Below are 25,168 nucleotides of genomic sequence, written 5' to 3' on the forward strand. Positions count from 1 at the left end.
CAGTAGTTATTTTTATTTCATAAGTTGTTAATATTTAGGTAAAAATAACCTTGAAGAAAAAGTTTGCATTCGAGATCGAAGTTCATTTAGTATCGAAAAAAGAGCCAATTTTTGACAGTGAACTTTTACTATGAATTTTTCAAAAAAAGTAACCGGTTTATTTTGCGATGCGCGAGAAAAACAAAGATTTAACAGCGCGTTGGAAAAACAATATTCCGGACTGTACCGTCTCGCTTTTGCATGGTGTCACCAGGCTGCCGTCGCTGAAGATTTGGTACAGGAAACTCTGCTTAAAGCGATCGAAAGTCGTAAAGATATCGAATGTTTGGAGCATTTAAATGCATGGTTGTGCAGGATCATGCATAATCAGTTTTTGGATAATATCCGTTATAACCGCCGTTGGGAGTGGGTCGAAGAGTCGGAAATCGATCAGCATTTCTGTGCCGATTGCACCGAAACCCAACTGATTAAGCAGCAGACCGCCGAACGGTTTTATCAAGCCTTGTCGCGCCTGCCGTTTACGCAGAGAGAAGCGATTACCCTGGCCGATTTACAGGGGTTCAGTTATCAGGAAATCGCCGAGATAACGGCAACACCGATCGGTACGGTGATGAGTCGCATATCCCGCGGACGCGAAAAATTAAAAGAATTGTTGCAGCAGGCTGAAGATCAGCAGCGCAGAGTAGTATCTCTCTGGAGAAGCTAATGGCTAAGAAGTTAGAAAGTTATCAAATTCACGCCTATGTCGACGGGCAATTAAGTCGCGAAGAGTGTCTGGAAGTCGAAATGGCAATGCAGCATGATCCGGAGTTGGAACAGCATATTTGCCAGTTGCGAGGTTTGAAATCGAAGTTGAAAGAGGTTTACAACGATATTCCGTTGCCGAAAAACGCTCCTCTAAAAACCGAAAAGTCAAAGTTCTCCGCTTTTTCAGGGAGTATGGCCGCCTCGATTATTCTGGGCATGTTTTTAGGCGCCGGTGCTTTACAGCTCTATCTGCATGGCTGGCAGGAATCGGTTAATGTGCTTCAAGAACAGCAGCAAGTCGCTTCTTCAAAATATATTATTCACCTGGATTCGGACGATCCGAAAAAAGAACTGCTGGCGCTTAGTGAAGCGCAGAAATTGCTGTCGGGCGGAGGGCCGGAAGTTCAGGTGGATATGATTTCCAACTACCGTGGTGTGAACTTGTTTGAAGTGAATAATCCGAATCGATCCGAGTTGGAAGGCTTGTTGAATCAATATCCGAATTTGACTCTGTATGCCTGTCATCGTGCGATACAACGGGCGTTGGATCGTGGCGAAAAAATCAAGATGCTGCCGCAAGTTGTACAGGATAAGCCGGGAATTGACACCTTGGCGGAAAGGCTGATTGAAGGTTGGCGCTATATAAAAATCTAAGTGGTAAAGCCTAAATCGGGTTTAAATTTTGGGGAAGTGTCCAAATGCATTCGAACGCTTCCCCAATTCAGTTTGTTACTCGTTACTTTCCCCTAAATCGCCTCCGGTGAATTCGCGATAGATATGAACCGCATTATTGCGATAGGTCTGTTCGTAAACCGGACGGTCGCTGTAAGCGGTTTGATCGATTTGATCCAGATTCTGTTCCGTCCCGCCGGAAGCAATCAATTTTTCGACTTGCGCGTGCATGTCTTTCAGGTAGTCGTAAGTATCCTTTTTAACCTGTTGCAGACTGGTCGGTGCACCGTGTCCCGGGACGACCTTAACGTCCTGCGGCATGGCATTCATGAATACTTCAAATGTGTCGACCCATTTACGCGTGTCGGTATAGGAAAACAGGGCGAGCATACGTTTGTTATAGGCCAGATCCCCGGGGAAAACGATATTGCGTTTCGGCAGGTAGACGATTGTCGAGCCCGGAGTATGCCCCGGACCGTAGTTCATGATCTGCACGCTTTCTCCGCCACCGACATCGACAGTGATACTGTCGTCAAAGGTGGTGAATCGATCAGAAACATCACGGGCACTTTCGGTCAACTCATGGCCGACACGGGTTCCCCAGCTGTTTTTAATCGCTTCGAAACCGTTGTGAAAGTCGTCATTGGCAACCGAGTGCGAGTAGAGGTGTTTGACACCTTGATCCACCCAGTAGCTGGCTCCAAGATAAGCGTGTCCCTGGCTGTTTTCGACAGCGACCCACTTAACCGGTTTGTCGGTTACTTGCTTGATCTGTTGATGAAGAGAGTAGGCAAGGGCCGGATTAGCGCCGGCATTAAAGACAAAAACTCCGTCCTCGAAAACCATGAAGCTAAGATTGTTATTTAAACCGTAATTGCTTGGATTGTGCCAGATCAGGCTGCCGACGACGGTGTAGATACCGTCGGCTACTTTCTCAGCCTGCGGGATCGGCAGCTGCTTTCCGATGTAACCTGCTTTTTTGATCGTTTGTTTCAGGTCTCGAGCATATTGATCGACGGAGAGCGGAATAATGCCTCCGTCGGCATAGCCTTTCATCTCCTGAGCGTAATGTTCGAATCCTTCCGTGTAGGCATCCGAAGCACTGGCTACAGAAATGAACCCGCTGATTAAGCTGAATCCGAGCGCTAATTTTAATGTTTGCATATGAGGCTCCTAATCGGTGTTGAGTGAGGCTGGTGGCTTGGTTATTTTTCTGTGTCGGCGGCCACGCTGCGCCAACAGGTTTCAGTAATTTCGTCGAGATATTCCAGCGGCGGTTGTGAAAGCATCTGGTCCAGAGAAAGCTGGATCAGGCGTAGAACTCCGCCATAGGCGCTGGCCGCCGCAATCATTGGATTCATTTCTCGGATCAGCCCTTGTTGCATACCTCTTTCCAAAACTTCTCGGAGTCGGATAAAGGGTTTAGACGAACAGATGGGTGCCAGTTCAGGCATAAATTCTTTGTGCTGAGCCCTTAAGGCGAATTGGCTGACGTGAGGGTGATTTTGAGCGGTTTCCAGCAACCAGCGACATAGATCGTAATATTGTTGCCAGGCATCTTTTTCCGGAGCAAGCACAGCGTTTTGCTCGCCTTCGATCTGCCACAAAAGCTGAGCCATCAGTTCCTCGGCAATGCTTTGTTTGTCTTTGAAACCGTGGTAAATAGAGCCGGTACTAACGCCGGAATGCTTGACCAGATCGGGTATGGAGGTGTTGAAATACCCTTTCTCGACAAAGAGATGCAAAGCGCTGTTAAGCACTTTCAATTTGACTTCGCTGAGCTGAGGGTTGTTTAAGTATGACATATAAAGCTGATTAGAATGATTGTTCTAGAATGTTTATTCTAGTTGAGGTCATCATGCATTCACAATGAGTTTTACTATCAAATTTTGCAATCAGGGTATAAGCGAAAATACGAGGAGGGGCAATGCCTGCTCAAAGGAAAATTTTCCGATGAGCAGTTCATGACGAGGAATTAATTCTCGGTCAAAGGCGTTTTAACGATGTATAAGGTATTGCGGTCAATTGTCTGAGCACTATCAAGTACTTTTTGTTCCAATTGATTGTCTTTTGCCCAAGTAGCAAAGTCATCGTCGTTGATGATTCCCAAAGTGTTATCGTCGATGATCCACAGACCTTCCATCTTGTCGTGTGGATATTGGACTTCGGCTACCATATCGACCACTTCGGTTTTGCTGACCGGAATGATTCCCGCATTGGTTAGTTCATTCCAATCGGCAATTTCTTCCAACGCTTTTCCGTCAATGGTTAGGCCGATATCGGCATCTTGAGTCATGTTTGCGGCAAGAGTCATTGTCTCCAGGTTGGTCGCACCGTTCAGGTCAATACGGTAGACTTTCTTCATCGCCGTAGGAACCGCTTCACCGCCGTCAGGCCCACCGTTCAAGAAGTTTCCGTCGCGCTCGATGACCAAAAATTGGTGGTCGTTCAAAGCGGCAATTTCCGAGTTGGCGTTTTTGGCAATTTCTTGCTGATACAGATATTGGCCGATCTCTTTGGTTTGCAGATTAACGGTTACGATACGGGTCAAAGTATAGTTTTGTACTGCCGCTTTACTTGGATTGTACAGAGTCGATTGCATCATGCCGACTAGAGTTGTGCCGTCCGGTGTAATCGTCAAGCCTTCCATTCCGCGGTTGGCCCAGCGATTGGCAAATTCCGCCGGAAGATTGATCCCAGTCGTATTTTGTACGCGGGTATCATCTGTAAACGCATTGATTCGGCCAATCTCTTTTCCTTCGGCGTCGAAATGAACGATGTGCGGGCCGTACTCGTCACTGACCCAGAAAGTGCCATCTGCCAAAGCCACAAGTCCTTCGGAATCGAGGCCGTAGTCGTCCAGTTTAAGTGGATTGGTATCGGCGTCATATGGCTGCCCTGCGATTTCGACGATCGGATTGCCGGAAGCGTCGTAAGGGATTTCACCGGTTCCGCCCAGTTCGGCACTATTCGGCAAGCCGGTAATCAAACTTCCGTCAGGACGCTTTAAAGTGATTTTTTCGATCAGAGAAATTTGGCCGTTTTCATCGATCTCGAACAGTCCGATCGTCGGTGTATAGTCCGGTGTCGGGAACATTTTTCCCTTACCTAGAGAACCGGTATAGGTTGCGTTAGGGCCGCGGTCGGTCATTGCATAGAACTGATTCGCTTCGGTTGGATGGCCAGCCATGGACGAACCGTAACCGCCATTGCGAATTTCGAAAGGCAGTTGGGTATTGAAGTCGATCAAATCACTGCGCAAAATGCTATACGGCAATTCGGCTCCCATGGTGGAGATGCTGTCAATCGGCGAAAGTTGAGTATCGTCCAGAATTGAATCGTTACAGGCGCTGAGCATAACAGTGCTAAGCATGGCACTAACCAGTAGTTTTTGTTTGAACATGTTTCTTCCTTAAAGCAAAAAATAAATTAAAGTGATCGACAGTCTTATTTGTGTTTTGTGACGCTCTTTTTATTAAGTTTCGGGCGCCTGAGTTGTCGAATCGAATTAATTTAGTAGAGCGACCGTCACACTTTTTTGAACTTTTTTTGGTATTTTCATGTCAGAATTGTGAACAGTGCCTGTGAAATTGCCCGGGAGTCAGCGTATGGATTGGCAAACATTACAAACCCTGTTGCTGTGGTGTACCTTGATTAATTTCGGTCTTTATCTGCTAACCGTGGTTGCGGTGGTGTGGTTTAGAAAACCGGTAGTCTTGATTCACCTCTATCTGTTTTCGATGGAGGAAAAAGAGGTCATGTCCTCTATTCAAAGTTATCTTGGGCGTTACAAATTAATGATTACGGTGTTCAATTTCGTTCCATGGCTGGCATTGTGGATTATGAACAACGGGTACTAGGCTTTCGAGGTTGGCATGAAATTGCGTTTGAATTTGCTGGCGATCTTTGGCGTTATCATAGCGACGGCGGTGCTATATAAACCCCTGAGAGCTTTCTGGCCGGAAAAAGTCGGTATGGACTGTCAAGATGGACGAGTCTGTGTCGATCAGGCGCAATACGCTTTTCAGGCACAGAATTTATATAGTCGAGCATTGAGTTTTGTCGAAAGCAATGTCGGAACGCTGGATAAGGCACCGCAAATCATCTTTTGCAAAACCGATCTATGTGCCGAACGTTTTGGATTAGGTAAACGTTCGGCAATCAGTCTGGGACCTTGGGCAATTGTCATAGGCCCGCGAGCCTGGAAGGATTATTATGTTCGTCATGAATTGATCCATTCCTTGCAATATCAACGCCTGGGGATTCTTAAAATGCGGCAGTTGCCGCAGTGGTTTGTTGAGGGAATGGCCTATTCTATGAGCGAAGATCCAAGAACTCCTTTATCACAGCCATTCGAAAACGATCGGGCCGAGTTTGAATCCTGGTTCAAGCAAGTCGGGCACGATCAGATCTGGTCTGCGGCAAAAAATCTGTCGGAATCCTAAGTTCTATTCTGAATTCGTGTTGTTTCGTTTATTTGCCTCGGCGGTCTTTTTATTGGGCAAAATCTTTCACATCCTGTAGCCATTTCGTGCGTTGCTTTTCTGTGCTGCTAAAAATAGGGCCAAAGCGCTGGTAGTGGCTGATCTTGGCTCCACAAAATCCCCAAATGTTTACTTTCTGCTGGTGTTTGTCGCCTCTTAAAAGCCACCATTGAAGCCATGACGGCGAGTCGGTGGTATTGATGATTTCGATTTTTTTATCGTGTAGAAGACCGATTGAGCGGTGCTGATCCGTATATTGAAAGGCAAAGCCCGGAGTCAAAACGCGGTCAAGAAAGGCTTTCAATAGGGCTGGCATACCGCCCCACCAGATTGGGTAAACTAGAACAATACGCTGTGCCTGAGAAATAGCATCCTGGATTTCACTCAGATCGGTTTCAAGTTCAGTTTGTATGGCGGGGTGATGGGCATTTGGACTGAAGTGCAGTTCGGATAAGTGAACGAGTTGAACTTGTTTGTCTTGTGCAAGCAAGGCATCAAAGTAAGTCTGAGCGAGGGCATTACAGAAACTATCCTTATCAGGATGAGCATTGAAAATCAGTGTTACTTGGTTCATAGGGCTATACTCCTATTTATGTTAACGGTGTTTACATTTGTTAATTTAGGTGTTTGCAGTTAGAATGTCAACACTGTTTACATTGGTTATTTAGTTGTAGAGTTTTATGAGCAAATACCATCATGGTGATTTAAAGTCCGGTTTAATTCGTGAAGCGGTTCAGTTGTTACAAGAGGGAAAAAGTTTCAGTTTGCGAGGTCTGTCCAGTGGATTGAGTGTGTCTCCTGCTGCGGTGTACCGGCATTTCCCGAACAAAGATGCGCTTTTAATGGCAGTCGCAATTGAGGGCTTCGAGCTGTTGCAGCAACGCTTTCAGTCTATAGAGAAAGACGATCCTAAAGAAAGGCTGAAAGAGCTGGGTATAGTGTATGTAGACTTTGCTCTGCAATTTCCGGGGCATTACAGGGTCATGTTTGGCGAGTTTCAATGTGAGCCCGAACAGGAAGAATTATTGGGGGAAACGGGGCGAGCAACTTTCAGTGCTTTGATGAATGCATGCTCAGACTTGGCCGACACGGAGGAAGTCGCAAAAGTCATGGCAGCCAGCGCCTGGTCTCTGGTTCACGGTTATGCTCTGTTAAGAATGCAACGGCATTTGTCGGCGTTTGGAGAGCCGGTACCATCCATTGAAGAAGTTCTGGATCAGTTCTGGACGAGTGTCACTGCGTGAAGAATGGGGTGCGTAAATATTGCAACGGCTGATAGCGGTTTTAATTGTTTAAAATCAGTTTCTCAGGTGTTATCTTCATGCCGCAAAATGTTTATATGGATAATGATGGGGCGGTATAAGCTTAACTTGGTGCAAATTGAAGCTTATGATTGGGTTTAATACCATAATATTATTATGTGAATATATCTAAATAATTGAAAAATAATATATTTTATATATTTGGACCAGTTTCCGCTATTAGGGAGTAGAGGTTAATCGAGTGTTGAGGCTCATCCGGTCATTAGACTGGGTGGGCCTTTTTTTTTGTTTCAAATTCGGCCAAAAACAAAAAAAGGCCGTGAAGGATGATGAAATGGCGGACTTTATCAAAGTATGCGGTGAGAACGACTTAGTAGAAAATTCGGGAGTTGCCGCGCTGATCGACGATCAGCAACTGGCTCTGTTTTATATCAATTCGCAAGTTTATATCACCTCTAACACTGATCCGATCCGTGAAGCGGAAGTCATGTCTCGTGGAATGGTTGGCGATCGTGATGGTGAGCTTTTCGTTGCCTCTCCTTTGCATAAAGAATGTTACAGCTTAATCAGTGGTATCTGCCTGGATAAGGAAGGCTATTCCCTCAGTGTTTTTCCAGGCAAGATCGAAGATGGTTTTGTCTGGGTTGACATGCACGCCAAGGTTTGAAGGTTGATGTATGGCGGCCAAGAATTTCTCTTCTTTTATTAAGACCTCTATCAAAAGTTCTGTCAAAACGACCTGTCCGTATTGCGGCGTCGGTTGCGGCATGCTTTTAAGTCCGAATCCGACCATGCAAAGTGGTTGGGATTTGAGCGGCGATAAAACACATCCGGCGAATTTCGGCCGTTTGTGCGTTAAGGGAGCGTCGGCGGCGGAAACACTGGGGTTTGAAGGCCGATTGCTTAGCCCGCAGATCAATGGGCAAGAGGCCGATTGGGAAACCGCTTTGAATGAAGTGGCCGGGCGCTTCAAGAAAATTATCGATCAATATGGCCCCGAAAGTGTCGCTTTCTACGTTTCCGGTCAGTTGCTGACCGAAGACTATTACGTTGCCAATAAGCTGATGAAAGGCTTTATCGGCAGTGCCAATATCGATACCAACTCGCGTCTGTGCATGGCTTCGGCGGTGGTCGGCTACAAGCGCGCTTTTGGCAGCGACAGTGTGCCGTGCAGCTATGAAGATCTCGAACAGGCGGAATTGATTACTCTGGTCGGTTCCAATACCGCCTGGGCGCATCCGATCGTCTATCAGCGAATTGCAGCAGCCAAAAAGGCTAACCCGCAGATGAAAGTGGTGGTGGTTGACCCGCGCCGCACCGCGACTTGCGATCTGGCCGATTTACACTTGGCAATTAAGCCGGGAATGGATGCTGCACTGTTTAACGGTTTGCTGGCGTATTTTTCCGAGCATGGGGAGATCGATGTCGACTTTGTCGCCAGGCATTGTAACGGTTTTGCCGAAGCATTGGATGCCGCGCGTCAGCAAGCGGATATTCAGGAACTTGCCGAATTGTGCGATCTTGCCGTTGAAGACCTGCATCAATGGTTCGAATGGTGTCTCCAATCGCCGAAAATGCTGACGCTCTACTCTCAAGGTGTTAACCAATCGACCAGCGGCGTCGATAAGTCGAATGCCATTATTAACTGTCATCTGGCAACCGGACGCATCGGTAAAGTCGGATGCGGTCCTTTTTCCATTACCGGGCAGCCGAATGCCATGGGTGGACGTGAAGTCGGCGGTCTTGCCAATCAGTTGGCGGCGCACATGGATTTTACCTCTGAAGAGTCGATCGATCGGGTTGCCCGTTTTTGGCAGGCTCAGAACATGGCGACACAGGACGGTTTGAAAGCGGTCGATATGTTTGATGCGATTGCGGCAGGGAAAATCAAAGCGATCTGGATTATGAATACCAATCCGGTGGTTTCCATGCCGGATGCCGATCGGGTGCGTCAGGCTTTGCTGGATTGCGAAACCGTCGTGGTTTCCGACTGTATGGCGCAGACCGATACCACTGAGGTGGCGGATATTCTTCTACCGGCTTTGACCTGGGGAGAGACTGACGGTTCCGTGACCAATTCCGACCGAACGATCTCAATGCAACGCGCTTTTATTTCCGGCCCCGAACAGTCGCGAGCCGACTGGTGGATGATCTGCGAAGTTGCCAAACGCATGGGGTTTGGCGAAGCGTTTGAGTACCGGCATCCGGTAGAAATCTTTCGCGAGCATGCCGCTTTAAGCGCTTTTGAAAATGACGAAACGGGAACGATTCGGGATTTTAATCTGGCGGCTTTGACGGATATTTCTCTGGACGACTATTTGACTTTCCCGCCGACACCTTGGCCGATTGTCGATAAAGACGCCCGGGGAAAGCCGCTCGGTACGCCGCGCTTGTTCTGTGACGGGCAATTTTTTACTTCCGATCGCAAAGCACGTTTTATTGCGATTACACCTCGGGCGCCGCAAAGCAGCCCGAACCCTCAATATCCGTTTGTTTTGAATACCGGGCGCGTTCGCGATCAGTGGCATACCATGACGCGAACCGCCAAAACACCAAAATTGATGACGCATGTTGCCGAGCCGTTTGTCGCCATTCACCCGCAGGATGCCGAAGAGAAAGGACTGACCAATGGCGGTTTGGCGCGAGTGTTCAACGATCTGGGGGAGCTGATCCTGCGCGTTGAATGTCAGGCTTCGCAAAGACGCGGAGGGCTGTTTGTGCCGATGCATTGGAACCGTCAATATGCCAGTCATGCGAATGTTGATCGATTGGTAGCGGCACGAGTTGATCCGCTGTCCGGTCAGCCTGAATCCAAGCATGCGGTAGTGGCGGTTGAGGCTTATCACTCTAGTTGGAAAGGTTTTGTGTTAAGCCGTGATTCTCTGGAGCAAGCGTTTTTAGAAGGACTCTATTGGAGCCGAATCACCGGCGAGCAGTTTCAGCGTTATGAGGTTGAAGCCCAGGATCGCAGCGCTCGATCCTGGATGGACTGCTTGCAAAGCGCCATGAACGGTAACGATTCAACGGACTGGCTCCGTTATGTCGATGAGACAGAAGGCGTGTTTCGTCTGGCCATGCTGCAAAACGGGAAGTTACAACTGGCGGTATTCGTTTCCAAGGACAAATTGCCGGAACGGCGTTGGGTTGGGCAGTGCTTTTCTCAAGAGGTTCTCTCCGAACGTGACAGACGCTTTTTACTGGCAGGTAAACTCAGCGGCGCCAAAGATGCCGGCAAGACGATCTGTTCCTGTTTCGGCGTCGGACTCAACACCATTCTGGAAGCCATCGAAACCCAATCTTTAACCTCGGTGGAAGAGATTGGCAAGGCTTTGAAAGCCGGAACCAACTGCGGCAGTTGTCTGCCGGAGCTGACTGAAATTCTGCAGTCGCAATATCACGAATTGCGCGCTTGAACACGTTTCTCAAAGAGATTTAAGGAGAGCGACATGGATTATTTACCGATTTTTATGAATATCAAGGGTCAGCCGTGTCTGATCGTTGGCGGCGGTGCGGTTGCAGCACGTAAAGCAGACTTGTTTATTAAGGCCGGAGCCAAGGTAACGGTGATCGCTCCGCTATTGAAAGAAGAGATGCAACGCCATTTACAGCTCGGGAAAATCGAATGGATTGAGGCTGGTTTCGATCGTGAATTAATGTGTGCGCTGCCGAAACCGAAACTGGTTATTTCCGCCACCGACGAGCAGGCGGTTAACGAGGCTGTGTACGAATATTGTCGACAGCAGCAGATCGAAGTTAATGTCGCCGATCAGACCGAGTATTGCGATTTTATCCTGCCGGCGATTATCGAACGCGAACCGATGACGGTAGCGGTATCGACCGGTGGGCGATCTCCTGTGCTAGCCAGAGTGATGAAAGCACGTTTGGAAAGTCTGCTGCCGCAGGGATTGTCCGCTGTGACCGATCTGGTCGGCCGTTACCGAAATGCGGTGAAAAAGACCTTGCAAGATGCGGAAAATCGCAAGCGCTTCTGGGAAAAGCTGCTCGACAGCACTTTTATCGATAAAGCATCGCGTCTTGAGTCTTCTGGTGAAGCCGAGGCGATTCTGCAGCAAAAATTGCAGGCGGCTCGACTCGAAGAGCAAGACGGGCTGAATGAGGTGGGTGAAGTCTATCTGATCGGTGCCGGGCCGGGCGATCCTGAATTGATGACTTTCAAAGCGCTTCGATTGTTGCAGCAGGCAGACGTAGTGGTTTATGACCGCTTGGTCTCAACGGAAATTCTGGATATGGCTCGTCGTGAGGCCGAGCGGATTTATGTCGGCAAAAAGGATAAGTGGCATCGTGTGCCGCAAAGTCGCATTAACCGCATGCTTCTGGAATTGGCGCAGCAGGGAAAAAAGGTTGCGCGTTTGAAAGGCGGCGATCCGTATATTTTCGGTCGCGGCGCTGAAGAAGTTGAATTGCTGGCTGAACACGGTATCGATTTTCAGGTTGTGCCAGGCATTACCGCCGCTGCAGGTTGTACCGCCTATGCCGATTTTCCGTTGACGCATCGCGATTATGCCCATTCGGTTTCGTTTGTGACCGGGCATCAGAAGGAAGGAGATCAGGCGATCGACTATGCGCGTCTGGCTCAGTCCGGCGACACCATGGTTTTCTATATGGGAGTGAAAAATGCCGCTGAAATCCAGCAGGGGCTACTTGCACATGGGGTTTCTCCGCAGATGCCGGCAGCGATTATCGAAAGAGGAACGCGGCTCGATCAAAAGGTGACGGTCGTGACTCTGGCTGAACTGGCCGGAACCATTCGCAGACAAAAAATCCAACCTCCGGCACTGTTGGTGATTGGCGAAGTCGTGACAGTGCGTGAAAAACTGCACGCATTGAAGCGCCAGGCGCTGGAGCGTCAAGCCAAACGGGCCGATATTGAACGCTCCGATCGTCAAGAAGAACCTTGGACAAGGTTGGCGGTATGAGCAACCAATATAACAGTGACCCGAACGAAGAAGCATCACTGCCTTTCAGTGACTATCTGCGTATTCTCGGAAAAGGCCCGAAAACGCGCAGGAACCTGACAATGGAGGAGGCTAAGGCGGCTTTTCTTCAGGTATTGGACAACCAAGTCAGTGATTTGCAGCTTGGGGCTTTCCTACTGCTGATGCGTGCTAATGGCGAGTCGACGGATGAATTGCGTGGTTTTATGAGTGCTTGTCGGAAGCACTTTGGTTTGGAAGACTTGCGAGGCAATGTCGATCTCGACTGGTCGGCCTATGCCGGAAAATGGCGCTATCCTCCCTATTACTTATTAGCGATTAAACTGCTCGTCGGTAAAGGTTACCGAATTTTACTGCATGGTGATTCCGGACAATTTGCCGACCGAGTGTATGCCGAAGAGGCGATGGCGTTACTCGGTTTTGAAGTCGCCGAAAATCTTGCAGATGCGTCTGAAAAACTATCGCAAGGCCAAGAGGTATATCTGCCGTTGGCGAACTTTGCCGCGCCTCTGCAAAGAATTCTGCATCTAAAGCAGGAGCTGGGGGTCAGAACCGTGTTCAATACAGTTGTTAAGTTGTTGAACCCTCTAAACGCACCTTGTGCAATACAGGGTATCTTTCATAAAGGGGTTGAGCATCTGCATCATGCCGGAGCAAATTTTAATGCAACGCGGCGTAATCTGGTTTTTAAAGGCGAAGGCGGTGAAGCCGAAATTCGTCCGGATGCTTTAAATAAGCTGTTTATTTCCGAGGACGATATTTTATCGGAATCGGCTTTTCCAGCCGTCATTGAGCGGCAAAAGCGTCCAAATCAATGGAATTTACATGCTTTGCGCGCTTTATGGAACGGTGGTTTGCAGGATGCCTATGGCGAAGCCTGTGTGATCACGACGACCGCTGCAGCTTTGGTGTTGATGGAATCCTTGTCTCTGGATGAGGCCAAAGAAAAAGCGACTGTGTTGTGGCAGTCGAGGGAGGCACTATGAGTGGAGTTTTGGATCCTCTACAGGAGTTTCAGGCAATTAAGGCTTGGTTGTTGGCGCAAGCCAAAGCCATTAACGAATCCGAAACCGTCTGTCTATTGGACGCAAATGCGCGTGTATTAGCCGAGGCTATCCATAGTCCGATCAGCCTTCCCGCTCTGCCGACCAGTGCAATGGATGGCTATGTTGTCTCCAAGCAATGTCTGGAGAATGGTTTTCCTGCCCGGTTGCCGGTTCTTGGAACGCTCTTCGCCGGAGCAGATATTCCGGCTTCACTTCCCCAAGATGCCGCCTATAAAGTGATGACCGGTGCAGCTTTACCTGGAAATGCCGGTCTGGTGATACCTGTCGAAGAGGCGCAACTACTTGATGACTATTTGCTCCTCGATACGAATAAATTCCGAAAATCGCATATTAAACAAGTGGGCTGTGATTTGAGTGAAGGAGAGTTGTTACTCGAAAAAGGGGTCGTCTTGGGTGCGAGGGAAATCGGCCTGTTAGCGTCCTGCGGAATCGCTGCATGTCCAGTGTTGCGCCGACCCAAAGTGTTAATAGCAGTCGGCGGAGATGAGCTGCAATCACCGGGTGTGCCGTTGCAGGCAGGACAGATTTACGACGCCAATTCCTGGTGGTTGCAGGCGGAATTGACAGAGTTAGGTTGTGAAGTTGTGGCAGTCTTGAGCTGGCAAGACGACCTGCCGTCTATGCAGAGCAGTTTGCGGCCGAGGCTGGAGCAGATTGATCTGGTCATCAGTGTCGGAGGGGTTTCAGTCGGTGACCGGGATTTTGTCTACGATTGTTTGCAGAACCTGGGTGAAGAGGCGAGAAGCTGTCGCTGGCGCTTAAATATGAAACCGGCCAAACCGCTCGCCTATGCGACCTGGAAACAAAATGCCGGTGCCGTTAAGCACTGGCTGGCTTTGCCGGGAAATCCGGTGGCGGCATTTATGAGTTTTCAGCTGTTTGCCGAGCCCTTTATACAATCTTTGAGCGGCAAGAAAAGCGGTTCGAAAAAATCTTGTTTGGCTCAAATGGTGCAGAATGTTAAAGCCGATCCGCACAAATTATTGTGGATGCAAGTCCGCGAGACACAGGAAGGTTTGGAAGTCATTCGCCAGAACTCCAGCAGTCGTTTATTGGATTTGACCTTAGCCGACGGTTATCTTTGTATGCCGCCGAACTGCGATCTTGAAGCTGGTCAGACGGTTGAGTATTGGCGCTATCGGAGGTAGAGATGGTTGGCATTCTGATTTTGGCCGGCGGGCAGGGAAGGCGCATGAATGGGCTGGATAAAGGTTGGGTGGAGTGTCAGAACAAGCCACTAATTCAGTGGTTGCTGGATTCATTACACAGGCAACTGGCAGCACTTGCAAACGGGAATTTTAAGTTGTTTGTAAGTGCTAACCGTAATCTGCAAAGCTATGCGACTTTATGCGAGAGGGTGATTAAAGATGAATATGTCGGGTACCAAGGTCCGCTAGCCGGCATTGCAAGTGTCATGCGCAGTGAAGAAGCGAAATCTATTCAACGGTGGGTTGTGATACCGGTGGATGCATTTCATTTACCGGATGATTTTGTAAACAAAATGCTCAGCATTCAAGGTGATGAAGTCGGTTATGCCTGTCAGGCGGTTCAAGAGCATTATGCTTTTTTATCTATTCCGCAGACGCGCATACATAATCTTAATCTTTACCTGAGTCGTGGAGGACGTTCGATCAAAGGATGGCTGAGAGAGGAACCGTTTTTGCATCCGGTGCGATTTGCAGAGGTAGATTTTTTCGGTAATTTTAACTCTTTGCAAGAGTTAAAAAGCACGAGAAAAGGCGGGTTCTGGGAGTTTTGAAATAAAATTTATAGATGGACTATAAAAAATTTTGGGTAAAGTTTTGGCGTAACCGGCCGATTTACCGTTGACCGGGGGTTTACGATGTGGAAAATAGGGTTCTGAATTGTGCGGGTATTAGTCCTAATGGAGTAATGATCAGTAATAAAACGATAACGTCATTACTTGAAACTAAATAATTATCTCGAAGAATTTGAGGATCGATATGTTAGATATTCTATTTGCAGGAAAGACTGAGTCTTCCGACGCTATCTACTCTGTGGTAAACATTTTAAATACAAAACCTATTACCGGTTTTAACAACGCCGGTGCTTTGGACCAAGACCCAAATCCGGCTACTACTAACCTAATGGACATTATTGGTACCGTTAAAGCGCTTCCAGCGGGTAGCGAAGTTTTGTCTTTGGTGCACTCAATCGCTCCAGGCCCAATGCTGGTTGAAGAAGTAAAATCCACTTTGTTGGAGTCTTCAACATTTAAATACCTGCTGGGTGTGGCTGGTGATGTTGTTAACGAGCCAACTTTCGGTGGCGACGCTCTGGGTGCAGTCGTTGGTCATTTGAAGTCGATTCCTGTTCTTGAGCCGATCGTTACAGAAGCGCTTGGTACGGCATTCAGTCTTCCGGTTGTTGGTGAACAGCTTGGTTTGGTAACCGGCTTGTTGCACAACCTGTCATTGGGCGGTCACTTGCTTGATGGAACCGTACCAGCTGGTACCGACCTGGCTTCCGAGCAGTACGATGATCGTACCGGTTTGGATACGGTTGACGTTGTAGTTAGTTTCGCCAAGTCTCTGCCGGTTGTCGGCGATGTTGTGGATGCGGTTATCCCGAATGTTTTCCCTCTAGGATTGGGTGAAAACGGTGTTGCGATTGCGAGCATCCTACATGAAGTGACTCCTGGTTTCCAAGTAGTTAACGCAGTTATCGGTGAAGACGGATTGGTAACCAACGTTCTGGCGCTTGACGATCTATTAGGCAATGGCGATATTCTAGGCGGGCTGCTAGGTGGTCTGACCGGTGGTTCTATGTCTTCTTCATCCGGCAGCACTGATGCATCGGCAAACGTTGGTTTGTTGGGTATCTTGAATCTTGGTACTGACAACCTTCTAGGTGGTTTACTAGGTTAATAACCTGCTAAACGAACTCTCGGCATTTCAGTCGAGTTGTTAAAAACCCGTTGAGAAGAACGTTTCTTTTCAGCGGGTTTTTTATTGTCTGCTGAAAAGGAATATGAAGTCGAAATAACCGAGTTTGATATTTAGGGGTCTTCTTCAAGAAGGTGGAGTAATTGCGCCTATAACAAAAAAGCCTTTAAGTATTAGGTTACTTAAAGGCTTTAATCATCAAAAATTAGAGGTAAGTTATGAATTAAGGTAGAACAAACCCGATGGTTTCATGTACTGCTCTCAGAGTATTTTGCGCTTTCTCTCTGGCACGTTCGGCACCCTGCTTCAAAACGGCTCTTAATTCGCCTTCCTCTCCACGAATTTCATGGAACTTCTGCTGAATCGGGTTTAGATAGTCGACGACCAGTTCTCCGAGTTCGACTTTCAGGTGACCGTACATCTTGCCTTCAAAATGCTTCACGACCTCTTCAATGCTCTGTCCGCTGATAACCGAATAGATTGTCAAAAGATTCGATACGCCCGGTTTGTTTTCCGGATCGTAATGAATTTCGCTGCCGGAATCGGTTACCGCCTTTTTAAACTTCTTGATGATGGTTTTCGGGTCGTCCAACAAGGCAATAAAGTTATCCTTATTCTCATCCGATTTGGACATTTTCGAAGTCGGATCCTGCAGGCTCATGATACGGCCGCCTGAAGTTGCAGGAGGAATAAACGGCTCAGGAATCTTAAACAGTTCCTTGTCAAAACGATTGTTGTAACGAATTGCAAGGTCACGGGTTAATTCCAAGTGCTGTTTCTGGTCGGCACCGACAGGAACCATTTCGGTTTGGTATAACAGGATATCTGCAGCCATCAGTACCGGATAGTCGAACAGACCGACATTGATGTTTTGCGCATGCTTTTGCGATTTGTCTTTAAATTGCGTCATGCGGTTCAATTCACCCATATAGGTCGAGCAGTTCAGGACCCACGCCAATTCGGCGTGCTCCGGCACGTGCGATTGAATAAAGACGGTGCTTTTTTGCGGATCGATTCCGGACGCCAGATAAAGCGCGACGAAATCCAGGCTGCGTTTCATCAGGTCTTGCGGTTCCTGTTCAACCGTGATCGCGTGCATGTTGACTAGAGAAAACAGGCAGTTGTAATCGTCCTGCATTTTGACCCAGTTCTTAATCGAACCGATATAGTTACCGATCATGAGATCGCCGGAAGGTTGGATGCCGCTGAAAAGAATGGGTTTATTGCTCATAACTTCAATGTCTTTTGGTTTTATATCAATTAATTGGCGGCTATTTTCGCACTTTTAACGCGGAATAACCAGCTGAAAGGCTGGCGGAGTTGCTTTTTAATAGATCTTCGGCAACAGGCGTGAAGTACGAGACTGGTACAAAGGGTAGTCGGGTAATTTTTCGGTCAGAAGATGTTCTTCGTAACTCAGTTTGATTAAAAGGGTGGCGGCTAAAATGAGATAAAGTGCTGCGCTTAGTGCGCTGAAGTGTTCGACGATCATCGGTAGAAAAAACAGCAGGATTGATGCATACATTGGGTGACGAATCCAGCGATAGGGGCCGGTGGTGACCAGCTCGATATCCGGCATAGGATCGGGGATGATATTGAAGTGACCCAAATGCATGGTCTTGACTGCCCATAATCCGAGCAGTATTCCTGATGCCTGGATAATATATGTCGGGTTTGAACTCTGCAAAGGCAAGACGAGCAGCAGGACGGTAATTAAAGCAAACTGCAGAAAAACCAGACTGAAAGAGACGAAAGGGTGGCGAATTTTGGTCGACATTTGCAAGTCCCATCAAGAAAATAATACTGATTTTCAGTGTACCTGTTTGTTGTTTAAAAATCCTCTGAAAATCCACGGAAAATCGTTAGGTTCGATGCAATTCACGACCGATAGTCCTTTCAATCGGTAAAAAAGCCGGGATGTGATTGAAGTCTAGTTAAAACAGGTTAAAATGATCCATATTTTTGACATTCCTTCTAGGCATTATATGCAACGAATCATTCGCAAAATCAGCGCCTTCTTGTCGCGTTCATCGCACAATCCTGCCTCCTTCGGCGCGAATCAACAGCCGGAAATTCTGACACGACAGCAACACCATATTTCCCGCGAATTGATTGATAAAAATGCATTGGATGTTTTATACGGATTGAAACGCGCCAACTTTGAAGCCTATCTGGTTGGCGGCGGCGTTCGAGACCTGTTACTAGGTTTGGAGCCGAAGGATTTCGATATAGCGACCAATGCCGAACCGGAACAGATCAAACGGGTTTTCAAACATCGTTGTCGTTTGATTGGGCGCCGTTTCCGCTTGGCACATGTACGCTTTGGACGTAACGTAATAGAGGTTGCAACTTTCCGCGGTAACGGCGAAGGGGAGTCGAAAGGAAAACGTTTAGGTTTTGGACGCCATCCGCAGGCCCAGAGTCGCGAGGTTGACGAAACCGGTCGACTGGTTCGAGACAATATCTACGGTACGATTGATGAAGATGTCTGGCGTCGCGACTTCACCGTAAACGCACTGTACTACAATATCAAGGATTTCAGTATTCTGGATTACGTTGGCGGTCTGGAAGATATTGAAAAGGGCCAGTTGCGTTTAATCGGTGATCCTTACACCCGCTACCGTGAAGATCCGGTGCGTTTGATTCGTGCGATTCGTTTTGCCGCCAAGCTCGGCTTTAAAATCGAGTCGAAAACCGAAGAGCCGATTCATCAACTCGGTTCTTTGTTAAAGGACGTTTCACACGCGCGGATGTTCGAAGAAGTTCTTAAGTTGTTCCATAGCGGCGTCGCGACCGAGGTTTTAGAAAAGTTGCGTCACTACGATCTGTTCGGTTATCTGTTCCCGATGACGGATGATATGTTTGACCAGGATTTGCAAGCAAACTACCGAGAAGTGGTGCTGGAAGCGCTGAAAAGTACCGATCGACGTATTAATTCCGGCATGAGCGTCAATCCGTCGTTTTTATTTGCCGCTATGCTGTGGGGACCTTTGATGCTGCGTAGAGCACAGCATCTTGAACAGGGTCTGAATAATCAGGATGCTCTGTTTGCTGCGGCGAATGATGTGATTGAGAAACAAGTGTATTGCACGGCGATTCCGAAGCGTTTTACTGCGCAGATTCGCGATATCTGGGGATTGCAATTCCGTCTGCCGAACCGTCATGGCGATCGAGCGCAAAAACTGATGGAACACCCGCGTTTTAGAGCGGCGTATGATTTTTTAGGCATTCGTGCGGCTTCTGGCGAAACCGAGTTGCAAGCCGTTTTCGACTGGTGGACGGAATATCAGGAAAAAGAGCCGGTTGAACGAATTGCTTTTGCCAATGAGGTTAAAAAGAATAAACCTAAAAAACGTACTCGTCGCAATCGAAATTTTTTCCGTAAACGTAGTCAGGGCGGTTCTCAAAAAGGCGACTCCGATTCATGAACCATCAGGTTTTTATCGGACTTGGAAGCAATCTCGACAACCCTCTTGAACAATTACGGATCGCGCTAGAGTCACTGAACGCTTTGCCCGACACCCGAGTCGAGAAGGTTTCTTCATTTTACGGTTCAACACCTCTAGGTCCGGAAGATCAACCGGATTACGTCAATGCGGTAGCCGAGCTTTGCACCACTTTGCAGCCATCAGTTCTTTTAGATGCTTTGCAGTCGATTGAAAGTACGCAGGGGCGGGTTAAAAAGCGTCACTGGGGTGAAAGGCTGATCGATCTGGATATTTTGCTGTATGACGATCTGCAGATGCAGAGTGAACGTTTACAGATCCCTCATTCGCAGATGGCTTTCCGGGATTTTGTTCTGGTGCCTTTGCATGAACTGGATGCGGGTTTGAGTATCCCGGGAGTCGGTTCTATTCAGGGTTTAATTGATGGATTAAAAACGAGTTACCTCAAACCTCTGGTAAAATCTAACCTTTCGAGTGATGTAACGGATTTCTAAAATGCGCAAAACTCTTTCCTCTCTTAGAAAAATGTATCGCAGCGGAGAAAAGATCGCTTGTCTGACCGCATATGATGCCGGATTTGCTCATTGGGTTGCCGAAGCCGGAGTCGATGTTATTTTAGTCGGCGACTCCCTGGGCATGGTGGTGCAGGGACATGCTACAACGTTGCCGGTCACGCTTGACGAGGTGGTCTATCATACGCAGATGGTGCAGAGAGTGAACCGTACTGCCTGGTGTATTGCCGATTTACCTTTTATGGAGGACGTCGATTTGGCGACGACTCTGAAAGCGGCCGGCCGTTTGATGAAAGAGGGCGGTGCCAATATGGTCAAGCTGGAGGGCGGCAAGAGGATTTTAGATCGTGTACAGGCGATGGCGGAGATCGGTATTCCGGTGTGCTGTCATTTAGGTCTGTTGCCGCAATCGGTTGAAAAGCACGGCTATAAAGTGCAAGGACGCGACGAAGAGACGGCAGTCCGCATTCTGAAAGAGGCGCTTGAGTTACAGAGTGCCGGAGCGGATATGCTGGTTCTGGAGTGTATTCCCGCGGCATTGGCGGAACAGATTACTCGCGAATTAAATATCCCCGTAATTGGTATCGGCGCCGGAGCAGACACTTCCGGGCAGGTATTGGTCTTGCACGATATTCTCGGTATCACTTTGGGTAAGCCGCCGAGCTTCAGTAAGAATTACCTTCAGGAATCCGCTTCGATTCAGGAAGCGCTAAGCTCTTATGTTCAAGACGTTAAGAGTGGCGCTTTCCCTGCGGATTGCCATCTTATCGCTTAATAAAGCGTTAGTTATTTAGAGAGTCTTCATGATTATTTGTGAAAGCATTGCGGAGCTTGATGCGGCTTTGCAATCGAGACGTCGTAACGGCGAATCGATTGGTTTTGTACCGACGATGGGTAATTTGCATCAGGGGCACTTGAGTCTGGTGGACTTGGCTAAACAGCAGTGTGGTTTTGTTGTGGTCAGTGTCTTTGTGAATCCGATGCAGTTCGGGCCGGATGAAGATTACGAGCGCTATCCTCGAACTTTTGATGCGGACGTCGCTGCGCTGAATGGTCGGCAGACCGATGTGCTTTTTATACCGCCGGTCGAAGAGGTTTATCCTAACGGCCTTGAGCAGCAGACTAAGATCTGCGCCCCGGCTTTCCTGACGGAAGTGCTGGAAGGAGCCAGTAGGCCGGGGCATTTCGATGGCGTTACAACCATTGTCATGAAGTTGTTTCAACTGGTTCGTCCGGATGCAGCGGTTTTCGGCCAGAAAGATTTTCAGCAGTTAAAAGTGATTCAGCGAATGGTTGGCGATCTAAATCTACCGATCAGAATTTTACCGGCTCAAATCGCTCGTGATGCGGATGGGTTGGCTCTAAGTTCGCGTAATCAATATTTAAGTGCCGAGCAAAGAGCAGTAGCACCTCATTTTCAGAAAGCGTTGCGAGAACTAGAGGCTGCATTACGTGTTGGAAAACGTGATTTTGCCGAGTTGTGTGCCATGGCGGAAGAGAGGCTTTTAACTGAAGGTTTCGACAGAGTTGACTATATCCGGATTTGCGATCCGGATTATTTAACGCCATCCAAAGAAGAGGATAGCCGGTTTGTCATCCTTGCTGTAGCCCGTCTGGGCGGAACGCGGCTGCTGGATAATATCCTGTTGGGAGCATAAAAAAAACGCTCTTTAAGAGCGTTTTTTCATTTATAGGTTCAAGCAACTATTTCAGAGCGTTGAATTAACCGGCTTTAATGTCTGCCATCTGAGTTGGGATGGTGTTACGAGTATGAGTAATTTCATTATGCTCGTTGAAATAAACCAGTTTCGGTTTGAACTGATCTGCTTCGGCTTCTTCCATAGTGATGTAAGTAGCGATGATCAGCAAATCTTTCGGGTTCGCTTTATGAGCTGCGGCGCCGTTTACGGAAATGATCCCGCTGTGATCTTCGGCACGGATTGCATAGGTGGTGAAGCGTTCGCCGTTGTTAACGTTATAAATTTGAATCTGCTCGTATTCACGGATGCCGGCAACATCTAAAAGGTGGCCGTCAATCGCGCAGGATCCTTCATAATCGACTTCCGAGTGGGTAGTGGTCACACGGTGAAGTTTTGATTTTAATAGCGTAATTTGCATCGTCTTCTCTTATGTTCTTAAAACGGGATCACCGTTTTTTAAGAATTTTTAAGTGGATCAATATTATAACCGTATTTTCAGAAAATACTAATATGGATATTTAGGGGCGTTTTCAAGTCCCAGCAACAAAAAATCCCGCCAGTTTGGCGGGAGTTCTTCAATTGCGTGTTCGCAGCTTATCCGGTATTTCGCATACCTGCTGCAATAGCGTTGATACTGTTCAGTAAAGGACCAAGCCAAAGATCGCGTTCTTCATCCGTTGCATCGGCCGCTTTGTAACGGCGTAAAAGTGCGATCTGAATATTGTTCAGAGGAACCAAATACGGGTTACGTCGTTTTAGAGACAGGGCAATGGTCGGGGTTTCTGCCATAAGATAGGCATTGCCGCTGATTTCCAGAATGCGTTTAACGGCGCGGGTATGCTCTTCTGCAATCATTGTGTAGATCTGTTGCGCCTCGGCCTGGTTCTGTCCCAGTTTGCTGTATTCCGAGCCGATGGTCAGGTCGGTTTTGAAAAGAGACATTTGGATGTTGCTCATTAAGGCGCGGAAGAACGGCCAGTTTTCATACATTTCCTTCAGTCTCTTGTCGCCGTGCTGGTTGATCCAGTTGTCGATTGCAAAACCGGTACCTTGCCATGCAGGGAAGGTCAGGCGAGCTTGAGCCCAGCCGAAGATCCATGGAATAGCTCGAATGGACGATTTGGATAAGTTGCCTTTTTTACGGTGCGAAGGTCTTGAGCCGATATTCAGGAGACCGATTTCGGTAACCGGAGTCGCTTCGTAGAAGAAATTGAAGAAGCCTTTAGTGTTGTCGGTCAACTCGCGATAGGACTGTTCGCCGTCTTTGGCAAGCATTTGCATGGTTTCCAGATATTCGTCCTTATCGGCCGGCAACGGTTTAACCAATCCCAAGCTGGCTTTCATCAGGCCGGTAACGCCAAGTGACAGTTCATACATCGCTGTTTCGGTGTTACTGTATTTATAGGACAGTACTTCACCTTGCTCCGTGAATTTGATCGAACCGCGAACGGTGCCGGTAGGTTGCGATAAGATTGCATTGTGAGTAGGGCCGCCGCCGCGACCAACCGTACCACCTCGTCCGTGGAAAAGGCGGCAGTCTACTTGGTGCTCATCGGCCAGTTTCATGATCTGCTGTTGGGCCTGGTACAGACTCCATGCAGAAGACAGGTTACCACCATCTTTCGCCGAGTCGGAGTAGCCAAGCATGATCTCTTGCTGGTTTCCGGATGCTTTAAGCAGAGCCTTGTAAGTCTGGTTTTCAAATAGCGCTTTGGTCACCGGAACAATGTGTTCCAAATCTTCGATGGTTTCGAATAGCGGCGAAATTTGAATGTCGCAATAAGGTTCTCCAGCGTTATAGCCGGCAAGACCCGCCTGGTGAGCAAGGAACAGAACTTCCATGACGTGGCTGGCATCATGCGTCATTGAGATGACATAGTTGTTAAAGGCTTTCGGACTGATCTCTTTGCGCATCTCGCGAATAACGTTAAAGACTTCCAAAACTTCTTTGGTCATGTCTTTCAGCGCAAGGTGCTGGGTGTCGATAATGGTTGCCGAGGCGACATGCTTAGCCATCACTGCAAGCTTTTCAGTTTCGCTCAAGCTGGCGTAATCGATATCCAAATGGTTTAGCAGATCGGCAACCGCATCACTGTGAACGATTGATTCCTGACGGATATCCAAGCGCATCAGGTAGAAACCGAACGTTTTCACCAAGCGGATCAGATCTTGTAACTCTTCATTTGCTACGTTTTCGTCACCGTGGCCGCATAGGGACGTGTAGATCAGTTCCAGATCTCGCAGAAATTCGGTTTCTGAAGCATAAGCAAAGCGGTGTTTTTCAACATTGTCGTTGTTTAGACGACCTTCAATGTAGTTGATGTTGTGTTGCAGGCGACCGCGCATCAGATATAGGAATCGACGGTAAGGCTCGTCTCTGAAACGTTCAGGACGTCTTCTGAAGACCGATTCGATCAGATCGGCATCGACGATTGTCGCTCTGTTAACGATGTCTTTAGAGATGTTACACAGGTAGCGAGAGTGAGTCAGTTTGGAGCTTAGGTCGAAAACACGCTTCTGATATTCATAGATAACCGCACGGCTTTGCAGTAACAGAGCGTGTACGGTTGTGTCGTGGGTGACAAACGGGTTACCGTCACGGTCACCACCGATCCATGAACCGAAAGTCAGGAAGTTAGGCGTTTCAATCTCGTCTTCAGGATAGTGGCGGGCCAATGCGCGTTCCACATAACGGTAGACGGTTGGAACCGCATCGAACAAGGATTGACGGAAATAGTAAATCCCGTTGCGGATTTCATCTTCTACCGTCGGTTTTTGACGACGGACTTCGTCTGTTTGCCATAGCACCTGGATCTGAGACTCCAGTTGCTGATGGATCGTATCAATGGCATATTGATTGTTGAAATTGTCGGCTTCGTTCAGTGCACTGATGTCTAAGAAGATTCTGCGCAGGTTATCCATAACCGAGCGGCGTTTAGACTCGGTAGGGTGTGCCGTGAACACCGGAATATAATTCAGCTTATTCAACAGGGTTTGAATCTGCCCTGCATCCATGCCCTGGTCTTTGAATTCACCGATGGTGTTCAGAACCGACCCGGCCCAATGCGGTCCGTCGCGACGTAACTGGCCCTGTCTTTCGTGAAATTGATGTTCTTCTTCTGCCAGGTTAACCAAGCTGAAATAGATGTTAAAAGCACGGATGATTTGTGTTAGATCGTTTGCTGATTGAGATTCAATGAAGGCGGTGAGATCGGAACGAAGCTGTGGATCTTCTTCTTTTTGCAGTTGGATGTAACCTTTTCGCAGGCGTTCGACTGCATCATAGATTTCCTTGCCAACTTGGGATTCGATTACTTTTCCCAGGACTTTACCCAATAATTTGACACGTGCTCTCAGTTGTTTATCACGTTGTTCAACAGCCATATTTTCTCTCAGTTTTTTAAACAAAATTGCAAA

24 protein-coding genes are annotated in these 25,168 nt (G+C 47.9%); 16 read left to right on the top strand and 8 right to left on the bottom strand.

What is annotated here, in order from left to right:
* Positions 1–130: 130 nt before the first annotated feature.
* Positions 131–706: an RNA polymerase sigma factor gene (locus H8792_RS10145; RefSeq protein WP_185978847.1), complete on the top strand. Its 576-nt coding sequence runs from the start codon at positions 131–133 to the stop codon at positions 704–706.
* Positions 706–1,401: a hypothetical protein gene (locus H8792_RS10150; RefSeq protein ID WP_185978848.1), complete on the top strand. Its 696-nt coding sequence runs from the start codon at positions 706–708 to the stop codon at positions 1,399–1,401. Before H8792_RS10145 ends, H8792_RS10150 begins: the two co-directional genes overlap by 1 nt.
* A gap of 75 nt (positions 1,402–1,476) precedes the next feature.
* Here H8792_RS10150 and H8792_RS10155 read toward each other — a convergent pair whose 3' ends face one another.
* The 3 genes from H8792_RS10155 to H8792_RS10165 form a co-directional block, all read right to left on the bottom strand.
* Complete coding sequence (locus H8792_RS10155) at positions 1,477–2,583, bottom strand: MBL fold metallo-hydrolase (protein WP_185978849.1); 1,107 nt, start codon at positions 2,581–2,583, stop codon at positions 1,477–1,479.
* 41 nt (positions 2,584–2,624) lie between these two features.
* Entirely contained in the window at positions 2,625–3,224 is a 600-nt protein-coding gene (locus H8792_RS10160; RefSeq protein WP_185978850.1) for a TetR/AcrR family transcriptional regulator, read from the bottom strand.
* A gap of 170 nt (positions 3,225–3,394) precedes the next feature.
* Positions 3,395–4,822 (bottom strand): esterase-like activity of phytase family protein, encoded by a 1,428-nt coding sequence (locus H8792_RS10165; RefSeq protein ID WP_185978851.1) that lies wholly within the window; start codon positions 4,820–4,822, stop codon positions 3,395–3,397.
* Positions 4,823–5,027: 205 nt separating this feature from the next.
* On the opposite strand from H8792_RS10165, the gene H8792_RS10170 reads away from it, so the two are divergent.
* Both H8792_RS10170 and H8792_RS10175 read left to right on the top strand, forming a co-directional pair.
* Entirely contained in the window at positions 5,028–5,279 is a 252-nt protein-coding gene (locus H8792_RS10170; protein WP_185978852.1) for a DUF6868 family protein, read from the top strand.
* A 15-nt stretch (positions 5,280–5,294) separates the two neighbouring features.
* Positions 5,295–5,864, top strand: a complete 570-nt coding sequence (locus H8792_RS10175) for a hypothetical protein (protein ID WP_185978853.1) — start codon at positions 5,295–5,297, stop codon at positions 5,862–5,864.
* A 49-nt stretch (positions 5,865–5,913) separates the two neighbouring features.
* Here H8792_RS10175 and H8792_RS10180 read toward each other — a convergent pair whose 3' ends face one another.
* Positions 5,914–6,477 carry an NAD(P)H-dependent oxidoreductase gene (locus tag H8792_RS10180; RefSeq protein ID WP_185978854.1) on the bottom strand — a complete coding sequence of 188 codons (564 nt, stop codon included), beginning with the start codon at positions 6,475–6,477 and terminating at the stop codon, positions 5,914–5,916.
* Positions 6,478–6,583: 106 nt separating this feature from the next.
* Here H8792_RS10180 and H8792_RS10185 point away from each other — a divergent pair, with 106 nt between their 5' ends.
* From H8792_RS10185 to H8792_RS10220, 8 genes are all read left to right on the top strand, one after another.
* Positions 6,584–7,147 (top strand): TetR/AcrR family transcriptional regulator, encoded by a 564-nt coding sequence (locus H8792_RS10185; RefSeq protein WP_185978855.1) that lies wholly within the window; start codon positions 6,584–6,586, stop codon positions 7,145–7,147.
* 352 nt (positions 7,148–7,499) lie between these two features.
* Positions 7,500–7,832 (top strand): nitrite reductase small subunit NirD, encoded by a 333-nt coding sequence (gene nirD, locus H8792_RS10190; protein ID WP_185978856.1) that lies wholly within the window; start codon positions 7,500–7,502, stop codon positions 7,830–7,832.
* Positions 7,833–7,842: 10 nt separating this feature from the next.
* Positions 7,843–10,578: a nitrate reductase gene (locus H8792_RS10195; protein ID WP_185978857.1), complete on the top strand. Its 2,736-nt coding sequence runs from the start codon at positions 7,843–7,845 to the stop codon at positions 10,576–10,578.
* A gap of 33 nt (positions 10,579–10,611) precedes the next feature.
* Positions 10,612–12,102: a siroheme synthase CysG gene (gene cysG / locus H8792_RS10200; RefSeq protein ID WP_185978858.1), complete on the top strand. Its 1,491-nt coding sequence runs from the start codon at positions 10,612–10,614 to the stop codon at positions 12,100–12,102.
* Entirely contained in the window at positions 12,099–13,106 is a 1,008-nt protein-coding gene (locus H8792_RS10205) for a glycosyl transferase family protein (protein WP_185978859.1), read from the top strand. Before cysG ends, H8792_RS10205 begins: the two co-directional genes overlap by 4 nt.
* Entirely contained in the window at positions 13,103–14,335 is a 1,233-nt protein-coding gene (locus H8792_RS10210) for a molybdopterin molybdotransferase MoeA (protein WP_185978860.1), read from the top strand. Before H8792_RS10205 ends, H8792_RS10210 begins: the two co-directional genes overlap by 4 nt.
* A 2-nt stretch (positions 14,336–14,337) precedes the next feature.
* Complete coding sequence (locus H8792_RS10215) at positions 14,338–14,946, top strand: NTP transferase domain-containing protein (protein WP_185978861.1); 609 nt, start codon at positions 14,338–14,340, stop codon at positions 14,944–14,946.
* Between the two features lie 205 nt (positions 14,947–15,151).
* Positions 15,152–16,075, top strand: a complete 924-nt coding sequence (locus tag H8792_RS10220; protein WP_185978862.1) for a hypothetical protein — start codon at positions 15,152–15,154, stop codon at positions 16,073–16,075.
* Between the two features lie 241 nt (positions 16,076–16,316).
* Here the strand turns inward: H8792_RS10220 and trpS are convergent, their stop codons facing one another.
* Both trpS and H8792_RS10230 read right to left on the bottom strand, forming a co-directional pair.
* Complete coding sequence (gene trpS / locus H8792_RS10225) at positions 16,317–17,324, bottom strand: tryptophan--tRNA ligase (RefSeq protein WP_185978863.1); 1,008 nt, start codon at positions 17,322–17,324, stop codon at positions 16,317–16,319.
* A 96-nt stretch (positions 17,325–17,420) separates the two neighbouring features.
* Positions 17,421–17,870, bottom strand: a complete 450-nt coding sequence (locus H8792_RS10230; RefSeq protein WP_185978864.1) for a methyltransferase family protein — start codon at positions 17,868–17,870, stop codon at positions 17,421–17,423.
* Between the two features lie 208 nt (positions 17,871–18,078).
* Here H8792_RS10230 and pcnB point away from each other — a divergent pair, with 208 nt between their 5' ends.
* The 4 genes from pcnB to panC are packed head-to-tail and all read left to right on the top strand — an operon-like array spanning position 18,079 to position 21,709.
* A complete protein-coding gene (gene pcnB, locus H8792_RS10235) occupies positions 18,079–19,521 on the top strand; it encodes a polynucleotide adenylyltransferase PcnB (protein WP_185978865.1) in 1,443 nt (480 codons plus the stop codon).
* Positions 19,518–20,033, top strand: a complete 516-nt coding sequence (folK, locus tag H8792_RS10240; protein ID WP_185978866.1) for a 2-amino-4-hydroxy-6-hydroxymethyldihydropteridine diphosphokinase — start codon at positions 19,518–19,520, stop codon at positions 20,031–20,033. The genes pcnB and folK overlap by 4 nt, the downstream gene beginning before the upstream one ends.
* 1 nt (position 20,034) lies before the next feature.
* Complete coding sequence (panB, locus tag H8792_RS10245; RefSeq protein ID WP_185978867.1) at positions 20,035–20,826, top strand: 3-methyl-2-oxobutanoate hydroxymethyltransferase; 792 nt, start codon at positions 20,035–20,037, stop codon at positions 20,824–20,826.
* A gap of 28 nt (positions 20,827–20,854) precedes the next feature.
* On the top strand, positions 20,855–21,709 hold the full coding sequence (panC, locus tag H8792_RS10250; RefSeq protein ID WP_185978868.1) for a pantoate--beta-alanine ligase: 855 nt from the start codon (positions 20,855–20,857) through the stop codon (positions 21,707–21,709).
* Between the two features lie 64 nt (positions 21,710–21,773).
* On the opposite strand, the gene panD is transcribed toward panC, so the two are convergent.
* A complete protein-coding gene (panD, locus tag H8792_RS10255) occupies positions 21,774–22,169 on the bottom strand; it encodes an aspartate 1-decarboxylase (RefSeq protein WP_185978869.1) in 396 nt (131 codons plus the stop codon).
* 176 nt (positions 22,170–22,345) lie between these two features.
* Positions 22,346–25,135 (bottom strand): phosphoenolpyruvate carboxylase, encoded by a 2,790-nt coding sequence (ppc, locus tag H8792_RS10260; protein WP_185978870.1) that lies wholly within the window; start codon positions 25,133–25,135, stop codon positions 22,346–22,348.
* Positions 25,136–25,168 lie beyond the last annotated feature (33 nt).

This window comes from Thiomicrorhabdus heinhorstiae, assembly GCF_013391765.2.
GTDB lineage: Bacteria > Pseudomonadota > Gammaproteobacteria > Thiomicrospirales > Thiomicrospiraceae > Thiomicrorhabdus > Thiomicrorhabdus heinhorstiae.

Excerpts from the sequence above, each read along its gene's own strand:
- H8792_RS10145 (WP_185978847.1), top strand. The coding sequence starts at position 131 with ATGAATTTTTCAAAAAAAGTAACCGGTTTATTTTGCGATGCGCGAGAA.
- H8792_RS10150 (WP_185978848.1), top strand. The coding sequence starts at position 706 with ATGGCTAAGAAGTTAGAAAGTTATCAAATTCACGCCTATGTCGACGGG.
- H8792_RS10155 (WP_185978849.1), bottom strand. The coding sequence starts at position 2,583 with ATGCAAACATTAAAATTAGCGCTCGGATTCAGCTTAATCAGCGGGTTC.
- H8792_RS10160 (WP_185978850.1), bottom strand. The coding sequence starts at position 3,224 with ATGTCATACTTAAACAACCCTCAGCTCAGCGAAGTCAAATTGAAAGTG.
- H8792_RS10165 (WP_185978851.1), bottom strand. The coding sequence starts at position 4,822 with ATGTTCAAACAAAAACTACTGGTTAGTGCCATGCTTAGCACTGTTATG.
- H8792_RS10170 (WP_185978852.1), top strand. The coding sequence starts at position 5,028 with ATGGATTGGCAAACATTACAAACCCTGTTGCTGTGGTGTACCTTGATT.
- H8792_RS10175 (WP_185978853.1), top strand. The coding sequence starts at position 5,295 with ATGAAATTGCGTTTGAATTTGCTGGCGATCTTTGGCGTTATCATAGCG.
- H8792_RS10180 (WP_185978854.1), bottom strand. The coding sequence starts at position 6,477 with ATGAACCAAGTAACACTGATTTTCAATGCTCATCCTGATAAGGATAGT.
- H8792_RS10185 (WP_185978855.1), top strand. The coding sequence starts at position 6,584 with ATGAGCAAATACCATCATGGTGATTTAAAGTCCGGTTTAATTCGTGAA.
- nirD (WP_185978856.1), top strand. The coding sequence starts at position 7,500 with ATGGCGGACTTTATCAAAGTATGCGGTGAGAACGACTTAGTAGAAAAT.
- H8792_RS10195 (WP_185978857.1), top strand. The coding sequence starts at position 7,843 with ATGGCGGCCAAGAATTTCTCTTCTTTTATTAAGACCTCTATCAAAAGT.
- cysG (WP_185978858.1), top strand. The coding sequence starts at position 10,612 with ATGGATTATTTACCGATTTTTATGAATATCAAGGGTCAGCCGTGTCTG.
- H8792_RS10205 (WP_185978859.1), top strand. The coding sequence starts at position 12,099 with ATGAGCAACCAATATAACAGTGACCCGAACGAAGAAGCATCACTGCCT.
- H8792_RS10210 (WP_185978860.1), top strand. The coding sequence starts at position 13,103 with ATGAGTGGAGTTTTGGATCCTCTACAGGAGTTTCAGGCAATTAAGGCT.
- H8792_RS10215 (WP_185978861.1), top strand. The coding sequence starts at position 14,338 with ATGGTTGGCATTCTGATTTTGGCCGGCGGGCAGGGAAGGCGCATGAAT.
- H8792_RS10220 (WP_185978862.1), top strand. The coding sequence starts at position 15,152 with ATGTTAGATATTCTATTTGCAGGAAAGACTGAGTCTTCCGACGCTATC.
- trpS (WP_185978863.1), bottom strand. The coding sequence starts at position 17,324 with ATGAGCAATAAACCCATTCTTTTCAGCGGCATCCAACCTTCCGGCGAT.
- H8792_RS10230 (WP_185978864.1), bottom strand. The coding sequence starts at position 17,870 with ATGTCGACCAAAATTCGCCACCCTTTCGTCTCTTTCAGTCTGGTTTTT.
- pcnB (WP_185978865.1), top strand. The coding sequence starts at position 18,079 with ATGCAACGAATCATTCGCAAAATCAGCGCCTTCTTGTCGCGTTCATCG.
- folK (WP_185978866.1), top strand. The coding sequence starts at position 19,518 with ATGAACCATCAGGTTTTTATCGGACTTGGAAGCAATCTCGACAACCCT.
- panB (WP_185978867.1), top strand. The coding sequence starts at position 20,035 with ATGCGCAAAACTCTTTCCTCTCTTAGAAAAATGTATCGCAGCGGAGAA.
- panC (WP_185978868.1), top strand. The coding sequence starts at position 20,855 with ATGATTATTTGTGAAAGCATTGCGGAGCTTGATGCGGCTTTGCAATCG.
- panD (WP_185978869.1), bottom strand. The coding sequence starts at position 22,169 with ATGCAAATTACGCTATTAAAATCAAAACTTCACCGTGTGACCACTACC.
- ppc (WP_185978870.1), bottom strand. The coding sequence starts at position 25,135 with ATGGCTGTTGAACAACGTGATAAACAACTGAGAGCACGTGTCAAATTA.